The sequence below is a fragment of the Actinomadura parmotrematis genome (assembly GCF_019458805.1).
In the GTDB taxonomy this organism is placed as follows: Bacteria; Actinomycetota; Actinomycetes; order Streptosporangiales; family Streptosporangiaceae; genus Spirillospora; species Spirillospora parmotrematis.
In genome coordinates, this window is the sequence record NZ_JAIBOA010000022.1 from 44150 (window position 1) to 57175 (window position 13026).

Below are 13026 nucleotides of genomic sequence, written 5' to 3' on the forward strand. Positions count from 1 at the left end.
CACCCGCCCGTCGTCAAGACCCTAACGACTATCGGGTGGCGCCCCCGTGGTCCGTCCCGGACCGCCGGTACCCTGGCCGGGAACGCGGGACGCGAGGAGGGGGCGCCGATGGCCGAGCCGGCACCGGTGACCGTCCGGCGCGCGAGCGCCGCCGACGTCGCGCGGATCGGCGAGCTGACCGTCGAGGTGTACGTCCACGGCGGCCTCGTCGGCCCGGAGTCCGGCTACGTGGCCACGCTGGCCGACGCCGCCGACCGCGCCGCGAAGGCCGAGCTGCTCGTCGCCGTCGCCGACCACGACGTCGTAGGCGCCGTCGCCTACGCGCCGCCCGGCAGCCCGTACGCCGAGCTCGCCGGGCCAGACGAGGGCGAGTTCCGGATGCTGGCGGTGCTGGAGAAGGCGCGCGGGCGCGGCGCCGGACGCGCGCTCGTGCAGGCGTGCGTCGACCGGGCGCGCGCGGCGGGGCTGCGCGGCCTGCGGCTGTCCACGCAGCGGAACATGCGCGACGCGCACCGCCTCTACGAGCGCATGGGCTTCGTCCGCACGCCCGACCGCGACTGGTCGCCCGCGCCGGGCGTGGACCTCGTCACCTATCGCCTGGCCCTCTGACCGGCCTCGCGGCAGGGGTCAGACGCCGTGCAGCTCGCCGTGGCGGGAGCAGCTCGCCGTCCAGCCGGTCGGCGTCACCTGGACGACCATCCGGCGGCGGCAGGCCGCGCAGTAGCGCGGCGGCTCCATCTCGCGCGCCGTCCGGCACGCCTCGTGCGCGGCATCGTCCGGCCCGCCGGCCGGCTCGCCGCAGCGGTCGCAGTAGGTCGTCTCCACAGGCCGCACCCTACCCCCGCCCGGCCCGGCGCTCAGCGGGCCCGCATCCGCGCGACGATGCCGGTGTCGTAGTCGCCGGCGGTGAAGCCCGGGTCGTCCAGGAGCTCGGCGAGGAACGGCAGGTTCGTCGCCGGGCCGTCGATGCGGAACGCCGCGACGGCGGCGCGGGCGCGGGCCAGCGCGGCCGGGCGGTCGGCGGCGTGCACGCACAGCTTGGCGAGCAGCGGGTCGTAGAAGGGGGTGACGGTGTTGCCCTCGATGTAGCCGGCGTCGATGCGGATGCCGTCGCCGACCGGCTCCTCCCAGTGCTCGATCCGGCCGGCGCTCGGCCGGAACCGCTGCGGGTCCTCGGCGTAGACGCGCAGCTCCAGGGCGTGCCCGCGAGGCTGGACGGCGCCGATCCCGACGGGGTCGCCGGCCGCGAGGAGGAGCTGCTGCTCGACGAGGTCGACGCCGGTGACCATCTCGGTGATCGGGTGCTCCACCTGGAGCCGGGTGTTCATCTCCAGGAAGAAGAACTCCCCCGCCGCCGGGTCGAGGAGGAACTCGACGGTGCCGGCGCTGCGGTAGCCGACGGCCCGCCCGGCGGCGACCGCCGCGTCCAGCATCCGGGCGCGCAGCTCGGGCGTGAGGGCGGGCGACGGGGTCTCCTCGGCGACCTTGCGGTGGCGGCGCTGCACCGAGCAGTCGCGCTCGCCGAGCGCGACGACGGTGCCGTCGGCGAGCCCGAAGATCTGCACCTCGACGTGGCGGGCGCCCTCGATGTAGCGCTCCACCAGGACGTCGCCGCCGCCGAAGTGGCGCTCGGCGCCGGCGCGGGCCGAGCGGTACGCCTGGCGCAGCGCGGGCTCGTCCGCCGCCGCGGCGAGGCCGAGGCCGCCGCCGCCGAGGGCGGCCTTCACCATGACGGGGTAGCCGATCCGGGCGGCCTCCTCGACGGCGGTGGCCTCGTCGGGCACCGGCTCCCAGCTCCCCGGCGCGACCGGGACGCCGGCCTCCTTCATCAGGTTCCGCGCGTTGATCTTGTCGCCCATGCGGGCGATGGCGAGCGGCGGCGGCCCCACCCAGGCGAGGCCGGCGTCCAGCACGTCCTGCGCGAACGCGGCGCTCTCGGCGAGGAACCCGTAGCCGGGGTGCACGGCGCGCGCGTTGGAGCGCTCGGCGGCCTCCAGCACCGACGCGGCGTCCAGATAGCTACGGGCGGGCTCCGGCGGCCCGATGAGGACGGCCTCGTCGGCCTCGGCGACGAACGGCAGCGCGGCGTCGGCCTCGGAGTACACCGCGATCGACTTGGCGCCGAGGCCGCGGACGGTCTGGATGATCCGGCTGGCGGCCTCGCCGCGGTTCGCCACGAGCACGGATTCGAACACCTGTCGCCACTCCTCACGCCGATCGCGGGGCCGGCCCGTGCCGCTCCCCCGCCGACCCTAGCGGCGGCGCGGCCGGTGGCGGCCCTGGACGGCGACAAAGACCGGCTCCCGGGTCCTGTCGGCAGCGGTGCTTCCCCCCAGGTCCCAGCGGAAACGCCCGTCCCGCCCGTCCCGCCCGTTCAGAGGCGGGGGCGGCGGTCCACGACGCGGCCGAGCGCCTCCACGACCGCCGGATCGTACTCGGCGGCCGAGTCGAGGCGGAGCCGCTCCAGGACGGCGGCGCCGCGGTCGCGGTCGGCGGAGTCGCCGACCAGGTCGTCGTAGGCGTTGGCGACCTTGATGATGCGGCTGGCGAGCGGCGGCGGCAGCGGCGGCGCGACGGCCGACCCGGCGCCCGCGGCGGCGGCGTGCCCGGTGCGGTAGGGGTGCGAGGACTGGCGGACGATGTGCGCGACCCGGTCGAGGACGCCGGTCTGGCGGATGACCTCGGCGCCGAGCTCGGCGATGCGGCGCTGCTCGGCGGGCGAGGCGAGGACGGTGGCGCCGCCGGGGATCGGGTCGCCGAGCGAGAGCTGCCCGATGTCGTGCATGAGCGCGGCGTACTCCAGCTCCAGCAGCTCCTCCTCGGACATGCCGAGCTCGCGGCCCATCGCGACCGACAGCCGCGACACCCGCCGCGAGTGGCCCGTCTCGACGTAGCCGCCGACCTCGGTGACGCGCGACAGGGCGCGGACCGTCTGCAGGTAGGTGGCGCGGATGCCGGCGTACCGCCGGAACGCGAACTGCGACACCAGGATCGGGACGGTGAACACCAGCAGCGCCGCCGGGCCCATCACGGTCGTGGCGACGGCGATGAGCATGGCGGTGGCGCTCGTCGCGGCGCAGAGCGCCATCTTGGCGCCGATCTCGTCGCGGATCGCGATGCCGAGCCGGGCCCGCACCGCCTCGGCGCGGATCAGCGCGGCGATCAGCACGTCGGTGAAGCAGGACCCGACGACGACCAGGCCCATCAGCACGATCAGCACCGGCCACTTCGGGTCGAGCGCGAGCAGCGGCCGGAAGCAGGTGGCGACGACGGCGACGGTGATGAGGCGGCGGGCCATCGCGTCGAGGCGCGGGGTGCGGCCGACCAGCACGTGCGGCAGCGACCCGACGATCATCCCGGCGGCGGTGATCGCGACGACCTGGAAGGTGGAGTGCACCGCGGGCACCACGTCCAGCGACGCGGCCTGGCCGGAGCGCTCGGGGCCGACGCCGACGAGCAGCGCGTAGCCGAGCGCGCCCGCCGACGCGACCGGCGCGACCTCGCGGTTGCCCGGCATCACCATGCGGAACAGCTCGCCGAGCGCGATGAGGACGCCGAACACCAGCGCGACGTCGGGCTGCGCGACGCCGACGACGGCGACCTGGGTGACCGCGACCAGCACGCCGAGCCCGGCGAGCGCGACGAGCAGCAGGTAGCCCGAGTCGACGGTCTGCCAGCGCTGCCGCTCGCGGGCGGCCGTCCGGACGGTCATCTGGCGGCCCCGTCCCGGGCGATGCGGATCGGCTCGGTCGGGTCGTCGTGGTCCTGGCGGGTGGTCTGGGCGACGTCGTCGTCGGGCAGCACCGGCGGCTGCGGCGGCTCCCAGCCGTCGCGCTCCAGCGCCCGCAGGAACGCCTCGACGATCACCGGGTCGAAGTGGTCGCCGGCGCTGCGGCGCAGCTCGGTGACGGCCGCCTCCACGCTGCGCGCGGCCCGGTAGGAGCGGGTGGAGGTCATCGCGTCGAACGCGTCGGCCACCGAGATGACCCGGGCGAACTCGGGGATCTCCTCGCCGGCGAGGCCCATCGGGTAGCCGCGGCCGTTCATCTTCTCGTGGTGGTGCATGATCCCGGCGAGCGCCTCGTCCAGGAACCCGATCTCGCGGACGATCTCCAGGCCGCGCATCGGGTGGAGCTGGATCGCGGCGAACTCCTCCTCGGTCATCGGGCCGTCCTTGCGCAGCACCTTGGTCGGCACGCCGAGCTTGCCGACGTCGTGCAGCATGCCCGCCATCCGGATGGCCTCGACCCGGTCGGCGCGCATCCCGATCTCCTGGGCGATCATGACCGAGCCGCGGGAGACCCGCTCGGAGTGGCCGCGGGTGTAGTAGTCCTTGGTCTCCACCGCCTGGCAGAGCGCGGCGAGCGTCGCGGCGTGCGCCTGCTGCTGGGCGTGCGCCTGCTCCAGCGCCCAGCGGGCGATGAACAGCGGCAGCAGCACGAGGACGGCGGCGAACGCCTGGATGCCCGGCCAGAGGCCCGCGATGAGCAGCCCGAACATGCCGTAGCCGAGGCAGCCGAAGGCGAGCTGGCCGCTCTCGCGCAGCAGCGTGCGGGCGGTCTCCTGCTTGGCCAGCAGCAGGATGCCGGTCATCAGCGTCAGGTTGACCAGCACGAAGGTGATGAGGGCGCCGAGGAAGGGCCCGATGACGTGCTCGACCCACTCCTGCCGGCCGGCCTCGAAGCGGTGCCCGCCGAGGAGGTCGAACACCACGCCCGAGGCGTAGCCGCTCAGCGCGAACTGGGCGCCGTTGAACAGCCGCTTGACGGGCGCGAAGAAGCGCTGCCCGGTGACGATCGCGACGGCGCCGAGCAGCGCCGCGCCGTAGGGGCCGAGCAGCACGACGCCGGCGAGCGCCGCGGCGAAGCCGAGGGACACGCGGGCGCGGGCGACGTTGAGCTGCGCCGGGGCCGAGTCGCACACCAGGAACAGCACGGCCAGCACCGCGAGCGCGCGCCAGTCGAGATCGCCGTAGGGTGCCGTCGCGATGACGTAGGCCGCCAGCGCGGCCACACCGCAGACGTACACCCACGCGGCGAGAGGTAGTCCACGCATAGCCGCCCCTTGGGGAGTGACGCAGTGCGGGCTGCCGTCCTCGGTCCGGGCGCGGTCGGCGCCCTGCCCGGCGCCGATGACCGCGTCTAGACCCAGGACACGCCCATGGGCAGGTTCAGTGCCGGTGCCCCCGGCGCGCCGGCGGCACCCGCGGTGCCGCGACCGATCCGCTTCCGATCGACCATGTCCCGAGATCTCCCCCCGCGCGCGTGGAGACGGGGCCGCCCTCCGCGGCCCCCGGGCCCGCTCTCGTCGCCAAGGCGCGCTCCGCTGGTCCCCGCCACTGAATTCGACCCAAGCCTAACGCGAGAGGCGCAGGTCACACAGGCAAGCCGGGAATCGTGAGCAAAGCGTGAAGTAATCGTCACCAGAGGTGAGCGGCATTCCCGAAAAAGCGACGGCGCGTACACGCACAAATGTTCTGCACGTGCATTGGCGATGTGCATTTCATGTCGTGCGCGAGCGCGCCCACGCGACCGTGGCGGCGAGGCCCTCGGCCAGCGGGGTGCGGGCCGTCCAGCCGAGGTCGCGCTCGGTCGCCGACGGGTCGACCGCCATCGCGGGCAGGTCGCCGAGGCGGGGCGGCGCGAACGCCGGGTCGTCGGGCGCGCCCGCGGCCCCGGCGACCAGCGCGTGCAGGTCGCGGTCGGTGGTCTGGCGGCCGGTGCCGACGTTGAACCGGCCCCCGCCGCCCGCCTCGCCCGCCGCGCGGGCGAAGGCGTCCACGACGTCCAGGACGTAGACGTAGTCGCGGGTCTGGGTGCCGTCGCCGAACACCCGCGTCGGGCGGCCGGCCAGCAGCGCGTCGGTGAAGATCGAGATGACGCCGGCCTCGCCCTCGGGCGTCTGGCGCGGCCCGTAGACGTTGGCGAGGGCGAGCGTGGTGAAGTCCAGGCCGTGCAGCCTGCGGTACATCCCGGCGTACACCTCGCCCGTCACCTTGGAGGCGGCGTACGGCGAGGCGGGGCGGAGCGGGGCGTCGTTCGGGACGGGCAGCGCGTCGGGCACGCCGTACACCGCGCAGCTGGAGGTGAACACCACCTTGCGGCTGCCCGCCCGGAGCGCCGCCTCCAGCACGTTGGCGGTGCCGAGCACGTTGACCCGGGCGTCGTGGCGCGGGTCCTCGACGCTGCGGCGCACGCTGACCTGGGCGGCCAGGTGGCAGACGACCTCGGGGCCGAAGCCCTTCACCCGGTCCGCGAGCGCGGGGGCGGCGACGTCCATCCGCCACAGGTCGACGCCGGGGCGCTCGTTCGCGCCGCCGGACATGTCGTCCAGCCCGGCGACCTCGTGGCCGTCGGAGACCAGGCGGTCGGCGAGGTGGGAACCGATGAACCCGGCGGCGCCGGTCACGAGAACGCGCATCCCAGCACGATAGCCGGGCCGCGAGCGGCGTCAGGCCGGGTCGGCGGCCTCCGCCGCCTCCTTGGTCTTGATCTCGCCGCACAGCTCCTCGATGCGGACGAGGACCTTGGCGCGCAGGTCGCCCGGCACCGGCTCGCAGCCGCACGACTTGCCGACCAGCTTCTTGACGACCTCCTCCAGGCCGTACTCGCGCAGGCAGGGGCCGCACTCGTCCAGGTGCTCGCGCACCTCGCCGCAGCCCCCCTGGTCGAGCTCGCCGTCGAGGTAGGTGTAGACGCGCGCCAGCACCTCGCTGCAGGGCGTCTCGTGGTGGTCGCCGCAGCTCATGGCCTACTCACCCTTCCCACTCGCCGTCGCCCGGGACAGTCCGCGGTCCTGGGCGTAGTCCTCCAGCATGGACCGCAACTGCCGGCGGCCGCGGTGCAAACGCGACATCACGGTCCCGATGGGGGTCCCCATGATGTCGGCGATCTCCTTGTAGGCGAAGCCCTCGACGTCGGCGAGGTAGACCGCGATCCGGAACTCCTCCGGCAGCTCCTGCAGCGCCCGCTTCACGTCGGAGTCGGGCAGGTGCTCCAGCGCCTCGGCCTCGGCCGACTTCAGGCCGCTGGAGGTGTGCGACTCGGCGCGCGCGAGCTGCCAGTCCTCGATCTCCTCGGTGGCCGACTGCTGCGGCTGCCGCTGGCGCTTGCGGTAGGAGTTGATGAAGGTGTTGGTGAGGATGCGGTACAGCCAGGCCTTGAGGTTGGTGCCCTCTTTGAACTGGTGGAAGGAGGCGAACGCCTTGGCGAACGTCTCCTGCACGAGATCCTCGGCGTCCGCCGGGTTGCGCGTCATGCGCAGGGCGGCCGAGTACAACTGGTCCAAGAACGGGAGCACGTCGCGCTGGAAGCGCTCCTGGCGCTGCTCCACGGTTTCCGCGGTGCCCGGAACCGTACCCACCCCCTCGTCTGTGACGACGTTGTCCGCGCCGTACCTCACAGACGATATCGGGCCGCGCCGCCGGGCGGCCCCTCCGGGGGCGGGCGCGTCGCCGGTCCGCGCCGCGGGGACGGCGGCGGATCGCGGGGCGACGAGAGCGGTCATCGTGCGGGCCTCCTGCGGGCGGGCGTCGGGGGACGGGCCGGGCGGTACGTCCTGTGAGACTCTGCAACACCGGTCACAGCGCTAGGATTCCCGGCTTGGCATGCTCGTCGGGGGAAGCCCGGAACATTGGCGGATCATCCTTCGTCCTGTACGGAGGGTGATGACGTCCTTGATGGGGAACAAGTCCCATACACGGCTAGAACAGGAGCAAACCCTTGCTACCGGTGCCGGCGCGACCTCCCGAGCCCACCGCCCCTCCGGCCCTCGGGGGCGGTGCGGGGGACGGCGACCCCCTCGCGCTCTACTGGCGGTTCTACTGGGCGGTCGCCCGCACCCAGCTCGCGGAGTGGCTGCCGGGCCGGCCGTCGCTGGTGCTGGACGTCTCGGGCGGCGGGGGCCGCACGGCGGTGCAGGCGGCGGGCGCCGGCCACCGCGTCGTCGAGGTGCTGGACCCGGCGGCACCGCCCGCCGACGGCCCCGCCCCTGATCACGGGCCTCCGCACGGGCCTCCGCACGGGCCTCCGCACGGGCCTCCGCCCGCGAACGGCCATCGGACCCGCGGCCCGCTCCGCCGCCTCACCGGCGACTCGGGCACGCTGCCCTTCCTGCGGGACGGCTGCGTGGACGCGGTGATCGCGGAGAACCGGGCGCTCTCGCGCCAGCTCGTCACCGAGGCCGCCGTCGGCGAGATCGCCCGCGTGCTGCGGCCCGGCGGGCGGCTGCTGCTGTCGGTCGACTCCCAGACCCTCGGCATGGCGCTGCTCGCCGAGCGCAACTACTGGGCGCACCTGTCGGACGTGCCGGCCGCCGAGGTGCTGCTCGTCCCCTGGCCGGACGGCACGATCACCCGCTGCTTCGGCGGCGACCAGCTGCGCGAGCTGCTCACCGACGGCGGCCTGGAGGTCGAGTGGGTGCGGCCGCGCACGGTGCTGTCGCCCTCCACGGTGGAGCACCTGCTGAAGCGCTCGCCGAGCTCCCTGGACCGGCTCGTGCGCACCGAGCTGACGGCCCCGGCCGAGGACGAATCGCTCGGCGTCCAGCTCCTCGCGAGCGCCCGCCGCAAGGACTAGCGGCGCGGCCGTCCCGTCAGCGGTGCGCGCGGTCGTGCCTGGACTGGCAGGGGACGCAGCGCGCGGCGTCGGGCCGGACCTCCAGCCGGCCCTCGGGGACGGGCTCGCCGCAGCCGACGCAGCGCCCGTAGGTGCCGGCCTCGACGCGGTCGAGGGCCGCGGCGACGGCCCGGCGCTGGCGGCCCAGGGAGGCCAGGGCGGCCTGGACGCGGTCGCCGTCGGTGAGGACCGTCCCCGCGTCGGCGGCGGAGGACTCCCGTTCGGGGTACTCGCCGCGCAGGACACCGAGGGAGCGGTCGAGCTCGGCGAGCATGTCCTGAAGGCGGCTGCGGGCGGTGGGGACGTCCATCGCTGGACTCCTCCCGGTCGGCCCCGGGGAAGGGGGGTGGCGCCGATGACCGCCACCGCCGGCAGCGGTCAGAACAGGCCGTCGGCCTGTTTGCCGGATGTATCCCCACTTGAAGCCGGTTGTATGAGCTGCGGGCCGTTGTTCTTCACATTGCCGACGGCCGGGGAGACCGGGTACGCCTCCATGGTCCCGGCCATGGCGGGGACGAGCAGGCCGCGCACCTCGTCGGCGTCGGTGAGTCCGGGGTCGAGCCAGGCGTCCCAGCGCTCCGGCTCGACGACCATGGGCATCCGGTCGTGGATGCGGCCGAGGTCGTCGGGCGCGTCGGTGGTGATGATCGTGCAGGTCCACACCCACTCGTCCTCGGGGGACTTCCACAGCTCGTACAGGCCGGCCATGGCCATCGCCGAGCCGTCCTTCGGGCGGATGTAGAACGGCTGCTTCTTCTTGCGCTTGGCGTCCTCCTGGCCTTCGAGGACGTACCACTCGAAGTAGCCGTCGGCGGGCAGCAGGCAGCGCCGCTTGGCGAAGGCCCGCCGGTAGGAGGGCTTCTCGGCGACGGTCTCGACCCGCGCGTTGATCATCCGGGCGCCGACGGACAGGTCCTCGGCCCAGGACGGCACGAGGCCCCACCGCAGCGTCCGCAGCTGCCGGACGGCCTTCTCCTCGGGCGCGTCCTTCGGCGCCCGGGTGAGGACGGCGGGCACCTGCTTGGTGGGCGCGACGTTGTAGTCGGGCGCCAGCTCACCGCCGAGCTCGTCGTCCTGCACCTGGAACTGGTCGAGCAGTTCCTGTCTCGCCCGCGCCGTGGCGTATCGACCGCACATGTCCCTCCCCTTCCCCGGACGCCCCAGCTTATGAGCCGCCACCGACGTTCCGGGGTCGCGCGGAAATCCTCATGATCGTCCCCCCTTTCCCGGAATGGCGCGCATCCCCGCCTTCCGCGAACAAAGGGACCCCCGCGAATGGCCTTCTCCGCACCGCCCGAGAATGGCCGCGCACGCCCCCGAGGCCGTCCGTGCCCGCTCCCGCTCGACGGCCGCCACCGCGCTGCGTCCAGAACCGCCGGGGCGGTGCTTGTTCTTCGATGCGGTGGGCATGAAGGGCTCATGCGACCTTTCACGACACTGGCGCGCCCGTTCGTGGCGGCGCCCTACATCATCACCGGCCTGGAGACGCTGCGCGATCCGGGGTCGCGCGCCGAGCAGGTCGCCCCCACCGTCAAGCCGATCGCCGACCGGCTCGACTGGCTGCCCACCAAGGACCCCGAGAAGCTGGTCCGCATCGAGGGCGCCCTCAGCCTCGGCACCGGCGCGCTGCTGCTGACCGGCAAGTTCCGGCGGCTGACGACGCTGCTGCTCGCCGCCCAGCTCGTCCCCTCCCTCGCCACCGAGCACCGGTACTGGACCGAGGACGACCCCGAGCGGCGCGCCAACGAGCGCTCGCACCTGCTGAAGAACGCCAGCCTGTTCGGGGCCCTGCTGATGGTCGCGACCGAGCCGCGCCGCTCCCCCCGCACCGCCGAGCTGCGCCGCCAGGTCCACGACGCCCGGGTCCAGGCGAGCGCGGAGAGCAAGGTGCTGCGCAAGCAGGCGCAGGCCGAGCTGAAGAACGCCCGCCGCGAGGCCGCCCGGCAGGTCCGCGACGCCAAGCGCACCGGCCGCCGCGCCGCCAAGAAGGTCGGGGCCTAACGCCGCCTTAAGAGACCCTCAAAGGCGTTGAACCGCCGGTCGGGTCCGGGCCGTACTGCCTTCCATGGCAGCACCCGGAACCACCGGCGGTCCGGCTGTTCCGGGCCTGTACCGCCGCTACCACCGCCCCCTGCTGGCCTTCGTGCTGCGGCTGACGGGGGGCGACCGGCCGTGGGCCGAGGACGTGGTCCAGGAGACCATGATCCGGGCCTGGCGCGGCGCGGACCGGCTGGACGCGGACGCGGCGTCGCTCATGCCGTGGCTCGCCACGGTGGCCCGGCGCGTCGTCATCGACGACCGGCGGCGCCGGAGCGCCCGGCCCGCCGAGGTCGGGGGCGGGCCGGTGGAGCGGGCCGCCGCCGAGGACCGGTTCGACGGGGTGCTCGGCCGGGTCGTCGTCGCCGACGCGCTGCGCGCGCTGTCCCCGGCGCACCGGCGGGTCCTGGTGGAGACGGTGCTGCGCGACCGGACGGTGGACCAGGCGGCGGCGGTCCTCGGCGTCCCGGTCGGAACGGTGAAGTCACGTGTCTACTACGCCCTGCGCGCGATGCGGGTCGCGCTGGAAGAAAGAGGGGTCTCGGCATGAGTCCCGACCGCACTACCGAGCACACCGACGTCGGTGCGTACGCCCTCGGGCTGCTGGAGGAACCGGACCGGCGCGCCTTCGAGGCGCACCTGCGGGGCTGCCCGCGCTGCCGGGCCGAGCTGGTGCCGATGGCGGGCGTCGCGGACGCGCTGCGCGGGCTGGAGCCCGAGGAGACCGGCGACGGGGAGCCGCCCGCCGAGCTGCTCGGGCGCGTCCGCGACCGGCAGCGGGCCGACCGCCGCTCGCGGCGCGGCACCTACGTGATCGGGACGGTGGCGGCGGCGACGCTGCTCGCGACCGGCGCCGTCGCCGGCACGGCGCTCGGCGGCGGGGACGCGGCGCCCGTCGAGCACGGCCACGCGGGCGGGGCGTCGATGCTGGCGGGCGACCAGTACGCGGCGACCGATCCGAAGACGGGCGTGTCCGGGGAGGTCGAGCTGGTCGGCATGGGGTGGGGGACGCAGGTGTCGCTCCAGCTCAAGGGCGTGCGCGGCCCGCTGCGGTGCCGGCTGGAGGCGGTGTCGCGGACCGGCGAGCGCAGCGTGGTGACCGGCTGGGCCGTGCCGCCGAAGGGCTACGGCGTGCCGGGGGCGGCCAAGCCGGCGCTCGTCACGATGGGCGGGACGGCGACGCCCCTCAAGGACATCGACCGGCTGGAGGTCAGGACGGACGACGGCGGGACGCTGCTGCGCGTCCCGGTCACCCGGGCGTGACGGGCGCGACGGGCGCGACGGGCGCGACGCGGCGCCGGAACGCCCGGCACGTGCGGGCCTGGTAGAGCAGGACGGCGGGCAGGGCGACCGCGGCCGTCCAGGTCATCGCGACGAGGGCCGGATGCGGCGCCGCCGCGCCCGCGACCGTGAGGCCGTCGGCCGGGTTCGGGACCGCCGGCAGCAGGACCGGGTACAGCGACGCGAACAGCGTGATCGTCGCGGCCGCCACGCACGTCCCGGCGGCCGCGAACGCCGCGCCGTCGCGGCCGCCCGCCCGGACGAGGGCCGCGGCGGCGAGCAGCGCGGCCGCCGCGACGGCGGCGGTGGCGGCCGTCCACGCCGACCCGCGCGCGGCCTGCGTCCAGAGCAGCGCCACGGCGGTGACGGTGATCGCGCCGCCGCCGAGGGTGCCGGCCATCGCCCGCGCCCGCTCCCGGACGCCGCCGGACGTCCGCAGCGCCGCGAACACCGCGCCCTGGAAGAGGAACAGCAGCAGCGTGGTGAGGCCGCCGGCCAGCGCGGGCACGTTCAGCAGCGCCCAGAACCCGCCGGTGTAGCGGTGCGCGGCGTCCAGCTCGACGCCGCGCACGACGTTCCCGAAGATCACGCCCCACAGGAACGCGGGCGCCAGCGACCCGAAGAAGACGCACACGTCCCAGCCGCGCCGCCACCGCTCGCCGTCGCGCCGGTCCCGGCACGCGAACGCGGCGGCGCGCAGGACGAGCGCGGCGAGGATCGCCGGCAGCGGGACGGCGAAGGCGCCCGCCAGGGCGGCGGCCCAGGCGGGGAAGGCCGCGGCGGTCGCGGCGCACGCGGCGAGCAGCCACCCCTCGTTGCCGGCCCACACCGGCGCGACCGTGCCGATCAGCAGCCGCCGCTCGGCGGCGTCGCGGGCGAGCGCCCGGGTGAGGACGCCGGCGCCGAAGACGAAGCCCTCCAGGAAGAGGTAGCCCGCCCAGAGCGCCGCGATGGCGGTGAACCACAGGTCCGGCAGTGACACGCGATCCTCCTGCGGGCGCGCTCGGGGGCGGACGTGGAACCCCTTCCCGGCCGGGCTTCACGGCCATCTCGCGGCTTGCCCAAGGCTTGTCCCGAACCCGCGCCGGCGCGG

Annotated in this window: 15 protein-coding genes; 5 read left to right on the plus strand and 10 right to left on the minus strand. The window is 75.0% G+C overall.

Translation table 11 applies throughout. The annotated features are described in order from the left end of the window. The first annotated feature begins 108 nt into the window (after positions 1 to 108). Positions 109 to 609, plus strand: a complete 501-nt coding sequence (locus K1Y72_RS28090; RefSeq protein ID WP_220169498.1) for a GNAT family N-acetyltransferase — start codon at positions 109 to 111, stop codon at positions 607 to 609. 18 nt (positions 610 to 627) lie between these two features. Here the strand turns inward: K1Y72_RS28090 and bsaP are convergent, their stop codons facing one another. The 7 genes from bsaP to K1Y72_RS28125 all read right to left on the minus strand — a co-directional run bounded on the left by bsaP (position 628) and on the right by K1Y72_RS28125 (position 7362). After that, positions 628 to 825 (minus strand): biotin synthase auxiliary protein BsaP, encoded by a 198-nt coding sequence (bsaP, locus tag K1Y72_RS28095; RefSeq protein ID WP_220169499.1) that lies wholly within the window; start codon positions 823 to 825, stop codon positions 628 to 630. 32 nt (positions 826 to 857) lie between these two features. Further along, on the minus strand, positions 858 to 2195 hold the full coding sequence (locus K1Y72_RS28100; RefSeq protein ID WP_220169500.1) for an acetyl-CoA carboxylase biotin carboxylase subunit: 1338 nt from the start codon (positions 2193 to 2195) through the stop codon (positions 858 to 860). A 179-nt stretch (positions 2196 to 2374) separates the two neighbouring features. Then, positions 2375 to 3712: an HD-GYP domain-containing protein gene (locus tag K1Y72_RS28105; RefSeq protein WP_220169501.1), complete on the minus strand. Its 1338-nt coding sequence runs from the start codon at positions 3710 to 3712 to the stop codon at positions 2375 to 2377. Continuing rightward, on the minus strand, positions 3709 to 5055 hold the full coding sequence (locus tag K1Y72_RS28110; RefSeq protein WP_220169502.1) for an HD-GYP domain-containing protein: 1347 nt from the start codon (positions 5053 to 5055) through the stop codon (positions 3709 to 3711). Before K1Y72_RS28110 ends, K1Y72_RS28105 begins: the two co-directional genes overlap by 4 nt. A 447-nt stretch (positions 5056 to 5502) precedes the next feature. Beyond that, positions 5503 to 6420: an NAD-dependent epimerase/dehydratase family protein gene (locus K1Y72_RS28115; RefSeq protein WP_220169503.1), complete on the minus strand. Its 918-nt coding sequence runs from the start codon at positions 6418 to 6420 to the stop codon at positions 5503 to 5505. A 30-nt stretch (positions 6421 to 6450) separates the two neighbouring features. Beyond that, complete coding sequence (rsrA, locus tag K1Y72_RS28120) at positions 6451 to 6747, minus strand: mycothiol system anti-sigma-R factor (RefSeq protein WP_220169504.1); 297 nt, start codon at positions 6745 to 6747, stop codon at positions 6451 to 6453. A gap of 3 nt (positions 6748 to 6750) precedes the next feature. After that, complete coding sequence (locus tag K1Y72_RS28125; protein ID WP_220169505.1) at positions 6751 to 7362, minus strand: sigma-70 family RNA polymerase sigma factor; 612 nt, start codon at positions 7360 to 7362, stop codon at positions 6751 to 6753. A gap of 368 nt (positions 7363 to 7730) precedes the next feature. Between K1Y72_RS28125 and K1Y72_RS28130 the strand changes: the two genes are divergently transcribed. Next, complete coding sequence (locus K1Y72_RS28130) at positions 7731 to 8576, plus strand: class I SAM-dependent methyltransferase (RefSeq protein ID WP_220169506.1); 846 nt, start codon at positions 7731 to 7733, stop codon at positions 8574 to 8576. Positions 8577 to 8592: 16 nt separating this feature from the next. On the opposite strand, the gene K1Y72_RS28135 is transcribed toward K1Y72_RS28130, so the two are convergent. Beyond that, positions 8593 to 8925, minus strand: coding sequence for a TraR/DksA family transcriptional regulator (locus K1Y72_RS28135; RefSeq protein ID WP_220169507.1), 333 nt, complete (start codon positions 8923 to 8925; stop codon positions 8593 to 8595). A 68-nt stretch (positions 8926 to 8993) separates the two neighbouring features. Further along, complete coding sequence (locus K1Y72_RS28140) at positions 8994 to 9752, minus strand: SOS response-associated peptidase (protein WP_220169508.1); 759 nt, start codon at positions 9750 to 9752, stop codon at positions 8994 to 8996. Positions 9753 to 10034: 282 nt separating this feature from the next. On the opposite strand from K1Y72_RS28140, the gene K1Y72_RS28145 reads away from it, so the two are divergent. From K1Y72_RS28145 to K1Y72_RS28155, 3 genes are all read left to right on the plus strand, one after another. Then, positions 10035 to 10616, plus strand: a complete 582-nt coding sequence (locus K1Y72_RS28145; RefSeq protein ID WP_220169509.1) for a DoxX family membrane protein — start codon at positions 10035 to 10037, stop codon at positions 10614 to 10616. 64 nt (positions 10617 to 10680) lie between these two features. Continuing rightward, positions 10681 to 11202, plus strand: coding sequence for a sigma-70 family RNA polymerase sigma factor (locus K1Y72_RS28150; RefSeq protein WP_220169510.1), 522 nt, complete (start codon positions 10681 to 10683; stop codon positions 11200 to 11202). Further along, entirely contained in the window at positions 11199 to 11915 is a 717-nt protein-coding gene (locus K1Y72_RS28155) for a zf-HC2 domain-containing protein (protein WP_220169511.1), read from the plus strand. The genes K1Y72_RS28150 and K1Y72_RS28155 overlap by 4 nt, the downstream gene beginning before the upstream one ends. Here the strand turns inward: K1Y72_RS28155 and cydB are convergent. Continuing rightward, complete coding sequence (gene cydB, locus K1Y72_RS28160) at positions 11902 to 12915, minus strand: cytochrome d ubiquinol oxidase subunit II (RefSeq protein WP_220169512.1); 1014 nt, start codon at positions 12913 to 12915, stop codon at positions 11902 to 11904. The genes K1Y72_RS28155 and cydB overlap by 14 nt on opposite strands. Positions 12916 to 13026 lie beyond the last annotated feature (111 nt).